This is a genomic window from Streptosporangium sp. NPDC048886 (assembly GCF_055586905.1).
The window spans coordinates 59,377-77,804 of sequence record NZ_JBVJHH010000032.1; the positions used below are offsets into that span (position 1 = coordinate 59,377).

Annotated in this window: 13 protein-coding genes; 8 read left to right on the plus strand and 5 right to left on the minus strand. The window is 73.6% G+C overall.

All coding sequences use genetic code 11. The annotated features are described in order from the left end of the window. Window positions 1–113 precede the first annotated feature (113 nt). Window positions 114–1,319, minus strand: a complete 1,206-nt coding sequence (locus ACZ6R6_RS33205) for an amidohydrolase (protein WP_470100065.1) — start codon at window positions 1,317–1,319, stop codon at window positions 114–116. A gap of 99 nt (window positions 1,320–1,418) precedes the next feature. On the opposite strand from ACZ6R6_RS33205, the gene ACZ6R6_RS33210 reads away from it, so the two are divergent. The 5 genes from ACZ6R6_RS33210 to ACZ6R6_RS33230 all read left to right on the plus strand — a co-directional run bounded on the left by ACZ6R6_RS33210 (window position 1,419) and on the right by ACZ6R6_RS33230 (window position 8,828). Beyond that, on the plus strand, window positions 1,419–2,108 hold the full coding sequence (locus ACZ6R6_RS33210) for a GntR family transcriptional regulator (protein ID WP_470100067.1): 690 nt from the start codon (window positions 1,419–1,421) through the stop codon (window positions 2,106–2,108). A gap of 119 nt (window positions 2,109–2,227) precedes the next feature. Beyond that, complete coding sequence (locus tag ACZ6R6_RS33215; protein WP_470100069.1) at window positions 2,228–3,340, plus strand: DUF5925 domain-containing protein; 1,113 nt, start codon at window positions 2,228–2,230, stop codon at window positions 3,338–3,340. A gap of 114 nt (window positions 3,341–3,454) precedes the next feature. After that, window positions 3,455–6,919 (plus strand): DUF4062 domain-containing protein, encoded by a 3,465-nt coding sequence (locus tag ACZ6R6_RS33220; protein WP_470100071.1) that lies wholly within the window; start codon window positions 3,455–3,457, stop codon window positions 6,917–6,919. Between the two features lie 77 nt (window positions 6,920–6,996). Continuing rightward, the gene (locus ACZ6R6_RS33225) at window positions 6,997–7,707 is read left to right on the plus strand and encodes a DUF4232 domain-containing protein (RefSeq protein ID WP_470100073.1); all 711 of its coding nucleotides are present in this window, start codon (window positions 6,997–6,999) and stop codon (window positions 7,705–7,707) included. A 188-nt stretch (window positions 7,708–7,895) separates the two neighbouring features. Further along, window positions 7,896–8,828, plus strand: a complete 933-nt coding sequence (locus ACZ6R6_RS33230) for a DUF8094 domain-containing protein (RefSeq protein ID WP_470100075.1) — start codon at window positions 7,896–7,898, stop codon at window positions 8,826–8,828. A gap of 87 nt (window positions 8,829–8,915) precedes the next feature. Here the strand turns inward: ACZ6R6_RS33230 and ACZ6R6_RS33235 are convergent, their stop codons facing one another. Together ACZ6R6_RS33235 and ACZ6R6_RS33240 are read right to left on the minus strand one after the other, a co-directional pair. Beyond that, window positions 8,916–11,894 (minus strand): DUF7824 domain-containing protein, encoded by a 2,979-nt coding sequence (locus ACZ6R6_RS33235; RefSeq protein WP_470100077.1) that lies wholly within the window; start codon window positions 11,892–11,894, stop codon window positions 8,916–8,918. Then, window positions 11,891–13,489 carry an SWIM zinc finger family protein gene (locus ACZ6R6_RS33240; RefSeq protein WP_470100079.1) on the minus strand — a complete coding sequence of 533 codons (1,599 nt, stop codon included), beginning with the start codon at window positions 13,487–13,489 and terminating at the stop codon, window positions 11,891–11,893. Before ACZ6R6_RS33240 ends, ACZ6R6_RS33235 begins: the two co-directional genes overlap by 4 nt. A 426-nt stretch (window positions 13,490–13,915) precedes the next feature. Between ACZ6R6_RS33240 and ACZ6R6_RS33245 the strand changes: the two genes are divergently transcribed. Genes ACZ6R6_RS33245 through ACZ6R6_RS33255 form a run of 3 tightly spaced genes read left to right on the plus strand, consistent with a single transcriptional unit; the run spans window position 13,916 to window position 16,009 of the window. After that, on the plus strand, window positions 13,916–14,413 hold the full coding sequence (locus ACZ6R6_RS33245; protein WP_470100081.1) for a pyridoxamine 5'-phosphate oxidase family protein: 498 nt from the start codon (window positions 13,916–13,918) through the stop codon (window positions 14,411–14,413). A 46-nt stretch (window positions 14,414–14,459) separates the two neighbouring features. Further along, complete coding sequence (locus ACZ6R6_RS33250; RefSeq protein ID WP_470100083.1) at window positions 14,460–14,867, plus strand: YciI family protein; 408 nt, start codon at window positions 14,460–14,462, stop codon at window positions 14,865–14,867. Continuing rightward, window positions 14,864–16,009: an RNA polymerase sigma factor gene (locus ACZ6R6_RS33255; protein ID WP_470100085.1), complete on the plus strand. Its 1,146-nt coding sequence runs from the start codon at window positions 14,864–14,866 to the stop codon at window positions 16,007–16,009. Before ACZ6R6_RS33250 ends, ACZ6R6_RS33255 begins: the two co-directional genes overlap by 4 nt. 304 nt (window positions 16,010–16,313) lie before the next feature. Here ACZ6R6_RS33255 and ACZ6R6_RS33260 read toward each other — a convergent pair whose 3' ends face one another. Beyond that, window positions 16,314–17,048 carry an aspartate/glutamate racemase family protein gene (locus ACZ6R6_RS33260; protein ID WP_470100087.1) on the minus strand — a complete coding sequence of 245 codons (735 nt, stop codon included), beginning with the start codon at window positions 17,046–17,048 and terminating at the stop codon, window positions 16,314–16,316. Window positions 17,049–17,089: 41 nt separating this feature from the next. Continuing rightward, window positions 17,090–18,406 carry an NAD(P)/FAD-dependent oxidoreductase gene (locus tag ACZ6R6_RS33265; protein WP_470100089.1) on the minus strand — a complete coding sequence of 439 codons (1,317 nt, stop codon included), beginning with the start codon at window positions 18,404–18,406 and terminating at the stop codon, window positions 17,090–17,092. Window positions 18,407–18,428 lie beyond the last annotated feature (22 nt).

Consider the following 18,428-nt stretch of genomic DNA (forward strand, 5'->3'; position numbering starts at 1 on the left):
GCGGGAGGCGGGAGCGCGGGAGGCGGGAGCGCGGGAGGCGGGAGCGCGGGAGGCGGGAGCGCGGGAGGCGGGAGCGCGGGAGGCGGGAGCGCGGGAGGCGGGAGCGCGGGAGGTCAGCGGACCAGGGCGCCGTCGCGGGCGACGATCCGGCCCGACTTGACGACCAGGGACCGGCGCGGGCGCACGCACACGGCCTCGGCCGCGTTGCGGGCCCCGACCACCACCAGGTCGGCCCGGTCGCCGACGGACAGGCCGTAGTCCCGCAGCGCGAGGGCGCGGGCCCCGCCGTAGGTCGCGGCCTCCAGCGCGAGCTCGACGTCCTCATCGCGCGGCCCGGTGCCCTTGGCCTGGAACATGGCCCGCTCCAGCATGTCCCCGGTGCCGAACGGGCTCCACAGGTCGCGCACGCCGTCGTTGCCCAGGGTCACGGGGACCCCGGCCTCGCCGAGCAGGCGGAGCGGCAGCAGGCCCCGGTTCGGGGCGACCGAGGCCAGCGCGATCCCGGCCCCGGCCAGGCCCGAGATCAGGCTGTCCTGGGTGGCGGGGTCGGCGTCGGCGAGCGCGAAGGCGTGGCTGATCGTGACCTTGCCGCCCAGGCCGAGGGCCTTGGTCCGCTCGATGATGAGCTCGAACTGCCAGGCGCCGAGCGTGCCGCCGTCGTGCAGGTGGATGTCCACGCCCGCGCCGTACCGCTCGGCCAGGGCGAACACGGCGTCCAGGTGCCTGACCGGGTCCCGGTCCACCCCCGCCGGGTCGAGGCCGCCGATCGACTCGACCCCGGCCCTGAGCGCCTCCTCCAGCAGCGCCTCGGTGCCGGGACTGATCAGCATGCCCGCCTGTGGGAAGGCGACGAGCTCGGCGGAGATGCGGCCACCGTGCCGCTCTACCGCCTCGCGGACCGCCTCGACCGAGCCCAGGCCCACCAGCGGGTCGACGTCCACGTGCGAGCGGACGTGCGTGGTGCCACAGACGATCATGTTCTCCAGCAGCGCGGCCACGAAGTCGGCGTTGGGGACGCCGAACTCCGGCCGCCGCTCCTGGCCGTTGCGGATCTTGCCCATCAGGCCGGGGGGCGCGTCGTGCGGCACCCAGGGGCCGCCCCACAGCGTCTTGTCCAGGTGGGCGTGACCGTCGACGAGGCCGGGGAGCACGAGCCCGCCGGCCAGGTCCTCGACGCCCTCCCCACCCTCCCCGGCGGGCCGGCGGTCGCCCGGGATCTCGCGGATCTCGGCGATCCGGCCGTCCCGGACCAGCAGGTCGGCGGCGCCCGCACGTCCCCAGATCCGGGCGTCGCGCAGCAGCAGCTCGGCCATCGTCATCCCTTCCTCTCCTCCATGGTGCCGTCCACGGCGACGTTAGTGGTATACCGTTAACCGGGCAAGTTAGGCTGACCCCTGCGGAAGGCGGGAGGGGCGGAGTTGAGCGCGTTGCGCGACCGGGTCTACGAGACGCTCAAGCGGCGCATCGTCGAGGTGGAGCTACGGCCGGGCGAGCGGCTGGTGGAGCGCGACCTCGCCGCCGAGCTCGACGTCTCCCGCATCCCGCTCCGCGAGGCGCTGCGCCTGCTGTCCGCCGAGGGCCTGGTGGTGATCGTGCCCAACCGGGGCGCGCTGGTCAGCCCGTTCACCCCGGCGGACGTGCGCGACCTGTTCGACGTGCGCGAGAGCCTGGAGGTGCTCGCCGCCCGGCTGGCCGCCGGGCGGGCCGACGCCTGCGACCTGGCGCGGCTGCACGCCCTCCTCGAACGCGCCCGCGACGCCGTACGGCGGGACGACCGGGGGGAGATCGCCGCCGCCAACGCCGAGTTCCACTCCGAGATCGTGCGGGTCTCCGGCAACGCGCTGCTCGACACGCTGATGCGGCCGCTCGACGCCCAGCTCCGGCGGCTGTTCCGGCTCGCCTCCGACCGCGACCCCGGCCGGCAGTGCACCGAGCACGAGGAGCTCTACGCGGCGATCGCCTGCGGCGACGCGGAACGGGCCGCCGCCTGCGCGCTCCGCCACGTCGCCGACGGCCGCGAGCCGACCCTGGCCATGGCCGAGCGGTGGACCGCCGACATCGACCCGGTCAAGGTGACCCGCACCCGCCGCCGCAGGCCCTCCGCCTGACGCCGCCCGCGCCGCGGCCCCGCCGCCACCGCGCTCTCCCGCCATGGCCGCCCGCCCTGCCCCACGGACCCCGCTAAAACCCGTCGACCGGCGGTGCGGCGGAGAGGATCATTACCGTCATGTCCGTACTCAAGGAGGTCCCCTTCACCCCGGAGCCGCACCCGGCCGAACTGCCGATGAAGGTGTGGCTCGACGACGGCGACTCGGCGATGGACGTGATCGACGCCCTGGCGCTGTCGCCCTTCGCCACAGGCGCCCAGCCCTGGTCGCGGACCGTGAGCCTGGAGCGGGTCCGGCTCGACGCCCCGCTCGCGCCGGCCTCCGGGACGCTGCTCCGGGCCGCGCGGGAGGACGACGGCCGCGAGTCCCGGCTGGTCCGCGGGCAGGGCTGGACCCTGCGCGTGGTCCGCTACCGCAACCGCGCCGCCACGGTCAGCGTGACCGCGGTCGACGACGAGCTGGCCCGCTCGGTGATCGAGGAGGTCACCAAGGACGCGGTGGAGGCCGCCCCCGAGAGCGAGCACGTCGAGATGGGCTTCTGGTGGTGGGGTCCCCACGGCAGCCGCCGCTCCGGCAGGCCGATCACCGCCTCCCCCTGGGCCAGGATCAGCGACAACTACGCCAGGTCCCTGGACGGCCCGCTGTCCCGCCTGATGTCCCTCACCCCCTCCGACGTGCACGGCCGCCTGGTCCTGCTGCACGGCCCGCCCGGCACCGGCAAGACGACGCTGCTGCGGGCCCTCGCCCACGAGTGGCGGTCGTGGTGCCAGGTCGACTGCGTGCTGGATCCGGAGCAGCTGTTCAACTCCCCCGGCTACCTGATGGAGGTCGCGGTCGGCTCGGACTCCGACGAGGACGGCGAGAAGTGGCGGCTCCTCGTGCTGGAGGACTGCGACGAGCTGATCAGGTCGGGCGCCAAGGAGGCGACGGGCCAGGGTCTGTCCAGGCTGCTCAACCTGACCGACGGCCTGCTCGGCCAGGGCCGCGACGTGCTGGTGGCCATCACCACCAACGAGGACCTGGCCCGCCTCCACCCGGCGGTGGTCCGCCCCGGCCGCTGCCTGGCCCAGATCGAGGTGGGCGCCCTCCCCCACGACGAGGCCGTCCGCTGGCTCGGCGGCGCGGAGGGTGTCCCCCCGGCGGGCGCCACCCTCGCCGAGCTGTTCGCGCTGCGCGACGGCGTGGCCGGCCGCCCGGCCACCTCCCCGGAGACCACCGGCCTCTACCTGTGAGGAGCGCGCGGCCCCACCCCGGGGCCGCGCGTTCTGAGGACTCCGGCTGCGATGAGCGGCTATGGTCGGCACAGGACCTCGGGGGAGTTCCGTACCGTATTGCGAGGTTCCTCGTTGGCGAAGGTATACGTCTCCTCCACGTTCCAGGACCTGGTCGAGTGCCGCCACCGCGTCCGCACGACGCTGCGGCAGATGGGGCACACCGACGTCGCCATGGAGTACTACGTCGCCGAGGACGCCCGGCCGCTGGAGCGCTGCCTGCGGGACGTCGCCGACTGCGACCTCTACATCTGCGTCGTCGCCCTGCGCTACGGCTTCGTCCCCGACGGGCACGAGCACTCCATCACGGAGCTGGAGTTCCTCAAGGCCCAGGAGCTGGGCAGGCCCACCCTGGCCTTCGTCCTCAAGGAGGGGGCGAGCTGGGACACCGGCCAGATCGAGTTCGCGGCCTACCCTCAGCTCCAGCGCTTCCGCGAGAGGCTGCGGAAGTCCTTCCTGACGGGCGAGTTCACCGACGCGGGCGACCTCGGGAACAAGGTCGCCACCGCCGTCCACGCCTGGGGGCGCGAGCAGGACTCCGCCCGGCCGGGACACCTGGTCAACTGGGGCTCCTACCGCGTCTCGGTCACCGACCGGCACCGGCTGGTGCGCCTGCAGGTCATCATGGGCGCCCGCCAGGACCGGCCGGTCGAGATCCCGCTGTCGGAGGTGTTCGTGCCCCAGCCCTGCCGGCGCGGGCGCCCCGACTACGACGTCCCCGAGGAGAACGGCACGCGGGCCGACCCCGCCGAGGAGGCGGCGGCCGGCCCCCTGCCGGCCCACCGGTCGGACGGGCCGGCGACCGCCATGATCGGCCGGGAGGGCCGCCAGGTCGTCCTGGGCGGTCCCGGCAGCGGCAAGAGCACGCTCCTGCTGAGCACGGCGCTGCGGCTGTGCGAGGACCCGGACGCCCCGGTCCCGATCCTGGTCGAGCTGCGGCAGTACGCGCTGGACCCGTCACGGAGCCTGCTCGACTACATGGTCGCCAGCCTGAACCGCGACCACGTGATGGACCTCGACCCGGCCGGACTGAGGGATCTCCTGCTCAACGGGGAGTCGACGGTCCTGTTCGACGGCCTGGACGAGGTCCTCGGCCCCAACGACCGCGCGAAGGTCACCGGCGAGATACGGGCGTTCGCCCGGGCGTTCCCGGGAGCGTCCGTCGTCGTGACCTCACGCCTGGCGGGCTACGACGCCGGCGAGCTGGAGCAGGCGGGGTTCACGCACTACACGCTGCTGGACTTCGGGATGCCGGAGATCAGATCCTTTGTCCCCAAGTGGTATGAGTTCTACACCCTGCAGGGCGACGAGCGGGACGCCCACGGCCTGATCCGCCGGATCGCCGACAGCGCGCGGCTGCGCGAGCTGGCCGGCAACCCCCTCCTGCTGACCATGATGGCGGTCATCTACAAACACTCCGACCTGCCCGAACGCCGCTGGCAGCTGTACGGCAAGTGCACCGAGGTGCTGCTGGAGGACTGGGACGTCAAGCGCAAGAAGATCGGCCGCGAGGAGCTGCTGAGCTTCGTGATGACCGCCGAGCAGAAGGCGCAGCTCCTGCAGCGGGTGGCCGTCGCCATGCTGAACGGCGCCCGGCCGGGCCGGGAGCTGAACGCCGTCGCCCGCGGGCCCCTGCGCGGCATCGTCTCCGGCTACCTGCAGGAGACCTACCGCCGCTCTCCCGGCGAGGCCCTCGGCATCGCCGACGAGATCCTCGACCACCTGCGCGAGCGGACATACGTGCTGGCCGAGATCGGCGAGAACGTCTTCGGTTTCGTCCACCGCACCTTCATGGAGTTCTTCGCCGCCGGCCACATCCTCGCCGAGTTCAACTCCCGCGAGTCCGACTTCGGCTGGCTCACCGACGAGATCTTCGGCGCCCGCTGGCACTCCGACGACTGGCGCGAGATCCTGCTGCTGCTGGCCGCGATGCTCAAGGGCCAGGGCTCCCCGGTCCAGAAGGTGATCGAATACGTCGGTCACCAGATCCCGCACCAGGAGGCGCTCGCCTTCTCGGCCCGGCTCCTCGGCGAGGCGGGCGCGGAGCCGTGGGCGGCAGGACTGGTCGAGAAGGTGGTCTCCGCCACGGTCGCGACCGCCGGGATGGGCCGGACCGACAGCCGCGACGCGCTCGTCGCCGAATACCTCTCGGCGCTCTTCCTGATCGGGGACGCCGTCCCGCTCTCCGACGCGGCCAGGGCCCGGATCCAGTCGCTCGCGAACATGAGCGACATCCGGGCGCGGCTGACCGCCTTCCAGCTCGGGGTCGCGCTGCGCGGCCGGGCGGACCGGCTGGACTTCACACTCGCCGCGCTGTCCGGGGACGAGGCGACGAGCCGGGGGGCCATCGCGGTGCTGGAGCGCGAGTGGCCGGGCAACGAGCGGGCCGGCCACGCCCTGCTCGACGTCTTCGACTCCGACCGGCACGCCCGCGTCCGTGGCGAGGCGCTCAGGGCGCTGACCAGGAGCTGGTCACTGGACGAGGCTCTCCTGGAGGTCATCGCCGCCCGGGTGGGCCGGGAGCGCAGGCACATCACGGAGATCGCCGTCCCCTATCTCACCGGACACTGGGCGGGCGACCCGCGCGCCCTCCGGCTCACCGTCGCGTTCACCGCGCTCAAGGTGTTCGGCCAGGAGTTCTACTTCGACCGGTCGTATTTCGAGCTCTCCCACTCCCTGATCGGGGAGTCATGGCGGGCACCGCTCCTGCAGGAGGTCCTCCACGCCGTCGTCGAGGACGATCCCGACGCCAGGACCCGGCTGATGGCCCGTCTCGTCCTGGTGCGATCCCAGGAAGGCGACCGGCCTCCGGCGGCGGTCACCGGGCTTCTCACCGAGGCCCTCCGGATGCTCTCACCGGACACGGCGATGGACACCGCGCTCTCCTCCATCGTCGAGGCGGAGGAGAAGTACGAGTGGATCAAGCACACCGCGCTGACCACGGACCGCAGGGACGTCCATCACGCGTGCTGCAGCGCGCTGTACGAGTTCGTCGTGGATCATCCCCTCGGCGGTTACACCCGCGACATACTGGACTGGCTGCCCGCACAGCTCAGGAACGGCTCCGCCACCCCCCACCCCCCGAGCGCGGCATACCTTCTGCTGCGCGCCGGAGCGAGCGCCGGCGAGATAGAGCGGGAGTTCCGCGGAGGAGACCTGCAGAGGCGGCTCACCGGACTGCTCGTCACGGTGTGGGAGCACACGCCGCTGGAACTGCTGGATCTGCCCTACCTGGCCTCACAGCTGTCCTCCGCCGGCCCGGGAGGCGACGAGCAGCTTCATCTGATCGCAGAGAACTTCTCCGTCCACGCCCCTCTGGACGAGGGCACCGTCCGGCTCGTGAACTCCTACGCCCGCGGTGACGAGAGCTGGAGGATACGGGCGTTCGCCCTGTCGCTCCTCGCCTTCTGGGGGACGCCTCCCGCCGAACTGGCCGATGCCGTGGCCTCGGCCGTCACGCTCCAGGGGAGCGTCGAGGATCCGCGTTGGGCGCGGCGCGTCCTCGAGGTGGCCCGGTCCAGGCACCTTCCGGAGAGCTGACCGTCACGGGGGACGGCTCGGACCGGCCGGCCCCGGGAGGCGGCAACAAAACCCGTGCGGCGCGCGTCCAACAGGGCATGAAACGATCCAACGGTGCCGGGCGGCTGGCGGCTCTCTCGACGGTGATGGCGGGCGTGTTGACGGTGTCGGCCGCGTGCGGCTCCCCCGCCCCCTCCCGACAGGACAGCACACCGGCCCGGGCATCCGCCGCCGGGGCCGCCGTCTCATCCGCCGCGGACGTACGGCCCGCGGACACGCGCGCCGGCGTACGGCCCGCGAGCGCGCGCACCGGCACGGGCGTACGGCCCGCGGGCGCGGGCTCCACGGCGGCGGGCACGGAAGCGGCGGGATCCGGCTCCGCCACCGCGGGGTCGGCGGCCGGGCGGTGCCGTACGGAGGCGCTCACGGCGCGGATCGGCCCGGTGGACGCCGGGGCGGGCCAGCGGTACGCGCCGCTGGTGGTCGTCAACGGCTCCACCCGGACCTGCTGGGTGTACGGCTTCGCCGGCCTGATCATGATCGACCGCGACGGCGACGCGCTGCGCACCAGGACGCGCAGGGAGAACGTCGGGCCGCGCCGGGTCACCCTGCGGCCGGGGGCCGGCGCCCACGCCAGGATCCACTGGACCGAAGTGCCCGGCGGCGGCGAGCGGAGGTGCCCGGTCTCCGCACGGCTGATGATCATCCCGCCGGACGAGGTCGCGCACCTGGAGATCCCCTTCACCGCCAGGGTCTGCGACGACGGGCGGCTCGACATCACCCCGATGGCCCCGGGCACGCGCCTGTGAGAGGCCGGATCCGGATCCGGCGGTCCGGGGACGGACGGTGAGCCGAGGCCGCTCCCCGGGAGCGTGACCCGGCCGGACGCGGGACGGCCGCCGCCGGCCGGGCCATGCCCGCGATCACGGCCCGGCGGAGTGTCCGGTACGGTCTTTCGCGTTGTCATTTGTCGCAGTAGGCGAAGGGGACCGAAAACGTGCGAAAGGCGCCGTTCATCGCCGTCCTGGCCGCAGCCCTCACCGGCTGCGGCCTGGTGCCCGCCCCCTTCGCCCAGCCGGCCGCCCCGCCCAGGACGGCCTCTCCCGCCCCGTCCGGCACGGCTCCGACCCCGGCCTCCACCACGGCCCCCACCACGGCGCCCTCGCCCTCCGCCTCGCCCGAGGGCATCCGGCTCACCGTCTCCGACGCCAAGAAGGCCGCGGCGTCCTGGGTGGCCGAGCACAACAGGACGGTCCGGGATCGCGACTGGTGGGACGACGCGGCCAAGAGGGACGAGCTGTTCTGGGACGGCACCCGGCACGAGGTGGTCATCGATCAGGGTCATGTGGAGGATGGCGACAAGGGCGGGTTCCGCAAGCCGATCCGGCTGACCGGCAGGCAGACCTACTACGTGCCCCGCCGGCAACCGCCCGGCGGGGAGTGGTTCCTCCTCCAGGCGACCTACCGGGGACAGGACCGGCCGCACATCATGGCCTTCTGGCGGCCGGAGGGCGAGTCCTTCAAACTGGCCGCGAAGACCCCGCTGCACTACGGCCGGCGGGTGCCCGCACCACGCCTGGACTCCGAGGGATACGTCACCGCCGCGTCGCGCGTGGACGGCACGGCCATCGCCCTGGAGTACATGACCTTCTGGAACGGCTCCACGCACAAGCGGGCGGGAGCGCTCGGCTACCGGCTGGCCAGGGACAACTACAGCCGCCTCGCCTACCCCAAGGTCGTCAAGGGCCTGTACGGGGCTTTCAGGTCGTTCACCCCCGCCTACGGCTTCCGCACCCGGGACGGCGGTTCGTTCTACGTCTTCAGCCTGCTCAACAACCCGCAGTCGGTCGTGCAGGTCCTCACCGTCGGCGGCGCCCTGCCTCCGGGCGGCAAGACGATCCAGGAGATCGCCGGCGACTGGTACGCCTAGCCGGAGCCCGGGGAGACCTCCCGTACGCCTGGAGCGCCTCCCCACGGGCGGGCCCAGCCCCGGACGGCCCGGCGCCCGCCGCCCGGATCAGGGACGCGCGAGCAGCTCGCGCAGGCGGCGGCACTCGCGGGCGAACGCGCTGGAGGACCCGCGGCGCGCCCACGAGGTGAGCTCGGGGATCTCCCCGCTCGCGCCGGCCCACCGGGCGACCGTGACGCCCAGGGCGACGAGAGCGGTCAGGTCGGGCGCCGGCCGCTCCCCCGTGCCCGGCAGCGCGTACGGCAGCGCCGCGCGGATCACCTGCCAGACCTCCCGGTGGGCGCCCTGCCGGGCGGCCTGCTCCAGCGCCGCCGTCGCGTGCGGCAGTCTCGCCGAGGTGTGCGCGGTCAACAGGACGAGCTGCTTTCCGAGCGCGGCCGCGGGCAGGTCTCCCCGGGCCGCCATCAGCAGCAGGAGCCGCACGCCCTCGGCCGGGTCCGGCCGGGCCAGGAAGGAGGCCAGCAGCAGCGCCACGGGCTCGCCGGCCGGTCCGTCGGCGGCGGCGAGCATCTCGACGCAGGCCGGCTCGGCTCCGGGCCTCTCCCACGAGTCGAACAGGTGGGGGAGGCAGTGGGCGGCGACCGCGTCGCGGTGCGAGGGCAGGATCGCGGGCCACCAGTCCAGGTAGCCGCCGTGCTCCCCCCAATTACGGTTGGCGACCCCGTCGAGCAGCCCGTCGACATGGGTCAGACCGGTCGGCTCCGCGCGCAGGTGCGGGACCAGGCTCACGCGGGAGCCGGCACGCGGTCTGCGCTCGTCGGCGTAGTGCTCCTGCCCGCCCTCGGAATACCTCCAGCGGGCGCCGGTCTCGGGCTCGACCGGGCCCTCCCTCAGCCAGCGCGCCGCCCGCCGCCCGGCCTCGGAGGTCAGCAGCCCGGCCCTGGCCGCGATCTCGGGGCCGACGGCCCTCGGCAGCCGGAGCAGCGCCTGCTGGAAGTCGGCGGGCAACGGCTCCGCGCCCGTGGCCTCGACCGCCTCCAGCCTGGCCAGGAACACGGCCGGGTCGAGGTGTCCTGTTGCGCCGGTCGGGGTCGCGAGCAGCACCGGCGGCAGGGTGTCCGTCTTGAGCGCGGCCAGCACCTCGGCGCACCGCCGCAGCAGGAACCGGTGCGGCGGGGAGACGTCGTGGTCGCGGGGCAGCCGGTCGGGCCGGACCTCGCGGGGCGGGCGGCGCAATCCGGGCGGGGCGTAGCCGAACCAGCCGAAGGTGATCCTGTACTCCGCCTCTCCCCCGCCGTCCTCCTGCGCCGCCGTCTCCTGCGTGCCCGGGTCTTCGGGTCCGCCCGCCTCCTCCCCGGTGCCGGATCCGGCGCCCTCCCATCCCGTGCCGTCCGGTTCGCCGTCCTGCCCGCCGGCCTCCGGATCATCCGGGCCGTCCTCGCCGGTCCCCGCCATGAATCGCATGATGCGCTCCCGCGTCTCGGCGGGGAGGTCGTCGAAGGACAGCGTCTCTCCTCTCGCGTCGCTGACGCTGATCATGGCGTTGAGGTCGACGTCCTCGAAGCCGGGACCCTCGCGCCCCTCGGGCTCCTCGACCGGCGGGCCGGGGTCGGCGCCCGGGGAGAGCAGCTCCCTGGCCATCGCGGTGAACCAGTCTTGGGGCCGGTACCAGTCCTCGCGCCGGTAGAGGCCGGGATCCCGGCCGGCCGTCCCGGAGAGCGCGGCGCGCAGCCCCTCGCGCTCCTCGGCCGCGGAGCGGACGAAGCCAGCCAGCCAGATCTCCGCCGACTGCCAGGTGTGGGACCACCGCGTGCCCGCGAGCTCGGCGGCCGTGCCGGGGAGCTCGGGGAACGGCTCCGGCGGCCGCGGCGCGGTGAGCTCCGGCAGGGTGACGGCCTCGGGTTCCTCCTCCGGCCTCGCCTCTCCCCCGACGGCCCCGGCCAGCCGCCGTCCGAGGTCGGGCGGGAGCACGGCGAGCGCCGCGCGGAGGGTCTCGGCGCCCGGTGGGGACAGGTGCCGCGCGTGCTTGACGGCCAGGCGCACGGCCCGTTCCTGCACGGCGTACGCCTCGTGGCCCAGAGCCGAGGCGAGGGCGGGGGCCAGCCCGTCGGCCCGTTCCGGCGCCTGCCCCACGATCCGGTCCAGCCAGGTGAGCCCGGCCCGGACCAGCCCGCCCTCGGCGCGGAACAGCAGGCCCTCCAGGGCCTCGGCCGCGTCGTCCGGGTCGATGTGGTCGAGGCGGCGCAGGTGCCTGAGCGACAGTTCCGCCACCGGTCCGGGGGCCGCCGGCAGCAGGCGCAGGTAGTCGCGGGCGCGGGACTCCACCTCGATGTGGGTGGGATCGAGCACCTCGTGCAGCCGGGCGAAGAAGCGCAGGTCGTGGGCGTCTCCGCCGCGCAGGAAGCGGTTGACGCAGCCGTCGAGGAGCAGCTCGCGTCTGACCGTGCCCTCGCCGGCGAGCACCGCCAGCGCGCCGAGCCAGGAGTAGGCGCTCAGCGGGTCGCTCCGCTCCTCGCGCAGGGCGCGGCCGACGCCCTGGGCCTCGAAGATCCTCGGCAGCAGCGCGTCGCGGAGCGGGTCCTTGCGGAGAACGCGCGCGCTGGGCGGCGTGGAGACCCAGGCGACCACGAGCGGGTCGTGCTGCGGCGGGGTCACGCCGGTACGGCGCAGCAGGTCCAGGACCAGCGGCGCTCCCGGGGAGCGCCGGTCGCGGACGCGGAGCGCGAGCCGGGTGGCCAGGTCCGCCTGCCACTGCGGGTCCCGCGCCGAGATGACCTCCACGAGGGCCTCGGTGTCGTGGAAGGCCTCCCACCGGGAAGCGGCGAGGTCGCGTCTGTTCAGCCAGGCGGCCACGGCCGCCGCGCCGCCCAGCGAGCCCGCGCCCGCCACCCGCAGCGGCTCGGCCCAGTCGCCCGCCCCGGCCCAGGGAGTGTGTTCGGCCACCCTCCGGCACACCAGCTTGAGGTGTCCGGGGAGCTCGCGGGCGACCTCCTGCCGTCCGGCGTCGTCGAGCCGGGTCATGCGGGTCGCGAGCGCGGCGGTCCCGCGGGCGTCGATGAGGTCGCGGACCTCGTCCCAGACGGTCATCGGGAGGGCTCCTGGCGCCGGAGTTCCTGCGCGGTCACGGCGGTCACGGGGCCCGAGGGCTCGAGGCCGGAGGTATCGGAGGCGACGGTCTGCGGGCCGGAGGTGTCAGGGCCAGCGGTCCCGGAGGCGGCGGTCCCGGAGGCGACGGTCTGCGGGCCGGAGGTGTCAGGGCCAGCGGTCCCGGAGGCGGCGGTCCCGGGGACGGCGGCCTCGGGGCTGCCGGGGACGGCGGCCTCCGAGGTGAGGGCGCCGAGGCGCTCGCGGTCGGGGACGTCGGGGATCTCCCGGGCCAGGATGCGGGCGGCGAGCACGTGCTTGCAGGGGCCGCGCGAGCCTCGGTGGTCATACCACCAGGTGCAGGTGCACGATCCGTCCGCCAGCCCGACCGTGCGGACGCCGCCGCCGGTGGTCACCTCGGCGGCGCCGGGGCCGGTCAGCCGGACGGCGCCCCCGGCCACCAACGCGCGGGCGGAGGTGAGCCGGGGATTCAGCGCCGCGACGTGGTCGCGGTCGTAGGGCAGCTCGCGGTGGAAGTGGGCGGCCTCGGCGAGGTCGTAGCCGACCCGGCCGGCCGTGCCGAGCTGGGTGAGCGCGGCCCGGACCCGCTCCGGGGGGAGGCCGGAGCGCTCGGCGAGCAGGCCGAGCTCCAGGGTGGGCTCGAAGTTGAGCAGGAGGCCCACCAGGTCGGCGTCGTCGGCCACCTCCTGGCCAGACAGGTCGTCGAGGACGGCGCCCTCACCGGAGAAGCCCCGCCAGGCCTGCGGAGACAGGGCCAGCGTGTAGCGCATGCCGGGCAGCTCCAGCTCCCACGCGCTGGACCCGGAACCGTCGGCCGGGCCGTACACGCGCAGGGCCTTGACGAACCTGAGCAGCGGCGTCATCGTGGCCAGCCGCCCGACCCCGGCCAGGTGGACCCCTCCGGGCGCCTGCCGCTCCGACACCCGCAGCTCCCGGCCGGCCGGTACGGCCCACACCTCGGCCGCCGCCCGCTTGGGCAGGCTCCGCAGGAAGCGCACGGCGTGCGGGCCGGGCAGTTCGGCGCGGAGGTCGAACCCGGCGGCGATCACCTGGACCTCGGCGAAGCCGCGCAGCCACCGGGCGGGCAGCGGGACCTTCTTCTCCACCACCGCGCCGTCGAGCGTGGTGACGGTGAGCTCGTCGGGCCCCACGCCCACGTGCAGCGGGTCCCGGCCGCCGACCCTGGCCAGCGCCTCGCGCAGCGGATTGTTGACGTCCACGTTGGTGGTGCCCCGGTCGAAGACCTCACCGTCGAGCGCGGGCCCCAGCACGTCCAGCCGGGCGTAGACGCCGCCGCAGGCGGAGAACGACTCGAACCGGAGCCGGTCGCCGCCGCAGGTCACCACCGGGTCGCGGGTGAACCCCGGCTGCGGCCGGTGATAGCGCGCCAGCGCCACGTCGGCGACCGCCAGCAGCCCCGCCGCGGCGGGCGCGGCCTGGGTGAGCAGCCCGCTGAAGAAGCGGGGATGGTCGAGGAAACCCATGGCCGTCCGGCCTCCGGAGGTCGACAGCCCCAGGTGGCCGTCCGAGAGCATGGAGAGTCCGGCGTAGGAATACGCCTGTACCGCGGTCGTCATGCGCCGGACAGTAGAGATCGCCACCGACAAAACATGATCCGGACCGCCGGAGTCCCGAGCCTCCGGACCGCCGGGCTCCCGGGCCACCGGGGCCGCCGAGGGCTTCGGGTGGCCGACTGCGCTGCCGGCGTTGGCCGACACCACCGGCGATCTGGAGGGCCGTGCACCGGCATCGGCCCGCCGCGGCTCAACGGGTTCCGGCTGGATCGCGCAGCGGTGCCACCGCGACCTGCGCAGCGGCATCGCGCGCCGCTGGGTGCCCCGCACGGCTCCGTCAGCCGATCTTCAGGTGTCGTGGCGATCGAGCTCGGAAAATTTCGAGAATTCGTGCGCCGCGGATGTCGAGAACGTCCGGCCGGCTCCGTCCCAGGGACACGAGCGGCCACGGACGTGTCGCTCGACGACGCCGACGAAGGAGCGATCACCATGCGACCGACCGAGATCACCGAGATCCTGAACCGACCGATCAGCCAGGAGCTGCTGGCCCGCGACCTGACCCGCCTGGCCTACGTCGCCAAGGACGGCACACCGCGCAGTATCCCGATCGCCTTCACCTGGAACGGCTCGCAGATCGTCCTGTGCACCACGAAGAACGCCCCGAAACTGCCCGCACTGCGCAAGAACCCGATGGTTGCCCTGACCATCGACACCGAGGTCCACCCGCCGAAGATCCTGCTCATCCGCGGGCGGGCCGAGCTGGACGTCGTCGACGGCATCCCGGACGAGTATCTCCAGATGAACGGCAGCTACGAGATGACACCCGAGCAGCGTGTCGAGTGGGAGACCGAGGTCCGCTCGCTCTATGACGGCATGGTGCGGATCGTCGTCACCCCGACCTGGGCGAAGCTCATCGACTTCGAGACCACCCTGCCCAGCGCGGTCGAGGAGCTGATCCGGCAACGGGCCGAACGTCAGCACGCCTGAGGTCGACGCGGCCAGAATGGGCCCTAACCACTCCAAGGAGAGAACGATGGCCAAATACCTGCTGCTCAAGCATTACCGGGGCGCACCGGCATCGGTCAACGACGTGCAGATGGACCGGTGGACCCCGGAGGAACTCGCGGCCCACGTGCGGTACATGGAGGACTTCGCCGCGCGGCTGGAGGCCAGCGGCGAGTTCGTCGACAGTCAGGCGCTCTCCCCGCAGGGCACGTTCGTCCGCTCGGACGGCGAGGGCCTCCCGCCGGTCACCGACGGACCGTTCGCCGAGACGAAGGACCTGATCGCCGGCTGGATGGTGATCGACGTCGAGACCTACGAGCGCGCACTCGAGCTGGCCGCCGAGCTGTCCGCGGCGCCCGGTGCGGGTGGGAAGCCGGTCCAGGAGTGGCTCGAGGTGCGGCCGTTCCTCACCGCGATGCCCACGGTGACCGAGTGAACGAGTCGCTGCTGCGGGAGCTCGTGCCCGCGGTGATCGGTGTCCTCGTCCGGCGCGGAGCCGACTTCGCGGCGGCCGAGGACGCCGTGCAGGAGGCGCTGATCCGCGCTCTGCGAAGCTGGCCCGACGATCCACCGCGCGATGCGAAAGCCTGGCTCGTCGCGGCCGCCTGGCGCAAGTTCCTCGACGCCGCCCGGGCCGAGACCTCGCGGCGCGGACGGGAAATCGCCGTGGAGGTCGAGCCGCCGATCGGTCCGGTGCCGGGCACGGACGACTCGCTGTGGCTCTACTTCCTGTGCGCGCACCCGTCGCTGTCCCCCGGTTCGGCCGTCGCGTTGACGTTGCGCGCGGTCGGCGGCCTGACGACGCGGCAGATCGCGACGGCATACCTCGTGCCCGAAGCGACCATGGCACAACGGATCAGCCGGGCCAAGCGGCGTATCACGGGGCTGCCGCTCGATCAACCCGGCGATCTGGCGACGGTGCTGCGCGTCCTCTACCTCGTCTTCAACGAGGGCTACAGCGGGGACGTCGATCTGGCAGCCGAAGCGATCCGCCTCACCCGCCAGCTGGCCGGCTCCACCGACGAGCCCGAGGTCGCGGGCCTGCTGGCGCTCATGCTGCTGCACCATGCCCGCCGCGCGTCCCGCCTCGGCCCGGGCAGTCGCCTGGTGCCGCTCGGTGAACAGGACCGATCTCGTTGGGACACCGGCCTCATCGCCGAAGGAGTGACGGTTCTGCAAGCGGCACTGGCTCGCGACCGGTTGGGCGAATACCAGGCGCAGGCCGCGATCGCCGCCCTGCACGCGGACGCCCCGAGCACCTCCGAGACGGACTGGGTGCAGATCGTGGAGTGGTACGACGAACTACTGCACCTCACGGGTAGCCCGGTGGTGCGACTCAACCGCGCAGTCGCGGTCGGCGAGGCCGACGGACCGCAGCTCGGCTTGACAGAGCTGAGCAAGGTGGATCCCGACCTGCCCCGGTACACCGCGGTCCGCGCCTATCTCCTCGAACGCGCCGGCGACCTCGAGCAGGCCGCCGAGCTGTACGCCGAGGCATCCCGCGCGGCCACCAGCGCGCCGGAGCGCGACCACCTCACCCGCGAGGCGGCGCGGGTGAGGTGGTTACTGCGTCCGTGAGCACCGGATGCTCGGTCTCCCGCTCGGCACCTGCCGGAAGAAGGCCGGCCGCACTGAGGATCGCCGCCCGGCGGAGGTTTCCGAGCGCGAGGATTCCAACCGTTGGTCGGGGCGATCTCGGCGAACGGACCGACCCGATGATGCGGGGCGCGTGGAGAATTCGGCCCCCCTCCCGGGTGACGCCGACGGTGGCGGCCGCGGCCTGGCGCTGCCGTACCGCGCAGAAGTCCCAGGTGGAGGAGGTGACGAACTGCTGCGGTCCCTGGTGATCCACGCCGAGGCGCTCGGCCATCGGCACAGAGCACTACCAGGCCGCGCCGGGGCCGCCGAAGGGCCGGCGTGTCAGGCTCCGGTGCACCATCTCGGTGAGCGTCACGATGTCGAAGACCGGCACGCCGATCCGCGCCTGGATCGCGTGCGCGAAGGGCACCAGGTCCGTGCACTCGATGACGAGTGCTCCCATGTCCGGATTGTCGCGCGCCAGCCGGTCGACCTGGCCCAGCACCTCACGCTCCAGGCGGCCGGCGTCGAGTTCGACGCGCCGCCCTTCGAGCATGACCTCGCGGAACTCCGGCTGCTCCGCCATGCCGGTGACGCATGTCGGGACGTGCTCGCCGCCGATCGCCGCGAGATGGCGCCGGGTGAGGGAGGACTCCTTGGCCACCAGCAGCCCGACCTTCTGGTCCGGGCGGAGCATGCGGTGGACCATGGGCAGCTGGATCAGGCTTGAGGCGTAGAGCGGGACCTCCACCGCGGCGGCCAGCCGTTCCTGGAAGAGGACGAGGAAGCCGCAGGCGCCGGTGATCGCCGCCGCCCCTCGCGCCTGGAGCTCCTGGGCCGCGTGGACGAACGGCTCCAGCAGGCGCGGGTCGGCCTGGCTCACCACGCGCTCCGGCGTCGCGCCCTCCACCACCTTGTAGGTGACGGGGAAGCCGAAGGTGGTCGGGTTGCGGATATGTCCTGGGATCTTGGTGAAGGAGGTGTCGAGGCAGAGGACTCCGATCATGATGTCCCGCCCCGCCTCCGCTCCGTCTGCCATGGTCGTTCTCCCGCCGGATGTCCTTGTCGTCGTCATCGTCGTCACCGGAGCCGGAAGGGGCGCGCCCACCCGCCGTAGCGGCCGACGCGGAACGGCTCCGGGTCCATGTCGGGCCGCTCCCCGGCGAGGATCTGGGCGATCAGCCTGCCGCCGGCCGGCGCGAGGCCCAGGCCGATGTGGCCGTGGCCGCACGCGATGGAGAGATTGCGGTAGGGCTCGGCCCGCCCTATGTAGGGGAGGCTGTCCGGCGTGCAGGGACGCAGGCCGCTCCAGGTCTCGAGGGTCTCGGTGCGCTCCATCTCCGGCAGATACGCCTGGACGGTCCGCAGGATGCCCTCGACGCGGCGGCGGGAGACCGTGCGGTCCATGCCCGACAGCTCCAGGGTCCCGCCGAGGCGGAGGCGGTCGCCGAGCGGTGCGATCGCGACCTTCCCCTCGCTCAGCAGGACCGGCCGCCGCGGCGCGTTGCGCGGCGTCTTGACCGTGACGGTGTAGCCCTTGGCCGGCTGGAGCATGAGCCCGACGCCCAGCTCGCGGACGCATTCGGCCGACCACGTGCCGGCGGCCACGACCACCTCGCGGGGCCTGAGGTCTCCGCGCGCCGTCCTCACCAGCCCGACGTCACGGCCGGTGACCTCGAAGCCGACGACCTCGGTCTGCCCGTGGATCTCGACCCCCATGCCCTGGAGGGTCCGGGCGAACTCGCGCAGGAAGTCGGGGACGCGCAGGTAGGCGCCCTCCTCGTTGTACAGGGCGCCGCTGATGTCGAACTCGGCGTCCGGTTCGAGCGCGCGCAGCTCCTGCGGGTCGAGGACGCGCAGCGGCACGCCGTTGTCGACCGCCCGCGGCACCGACCGGCACCCCTTGTCGAATCCCTGCGGCGTCTTGAACGCCAGCACCATGCCCTGTGCCGTGAAGGTGGAGGCGAGGCCGTCGTCCGCGCAGACCTCGCGCAGGATCTCCAGGCTCCGTTTCTTCAGGTCGAGCAGCACGTGGAAGGCGGCCTCCGCGTCCCGCTCGTTGCAGGCCCGGCGGAAGTGCCACAGCCACCGCGGCAGCCCGCCGTCCCAGCGCGGTTTGATGTGGAAGGGGCTCTCCGGGTTCAGCAGCCAGCGGATCCCCTGGGCGGGCACGCCGGGCTCGGCGAGGGGGGCCGCGCCCTGCGTGCCGACGAAGCCGGTGTTCCCGTGGGAGCAGGACTGCGGGCCGCCGACCGGCCCGCGTTCCACCACGGTCACGCTGCTGCCGGCGCGGCGCAGGAAGTAGGCGCAGAACAGGCCGACGATGCCGCCGCCGATGACGAGGACGTCGGGATCGTGTCTCATGGGCGTCGCGTCCGGGGGGAGCATCGTCGGCATGTGCTGTCCTCTACAGGCTCAC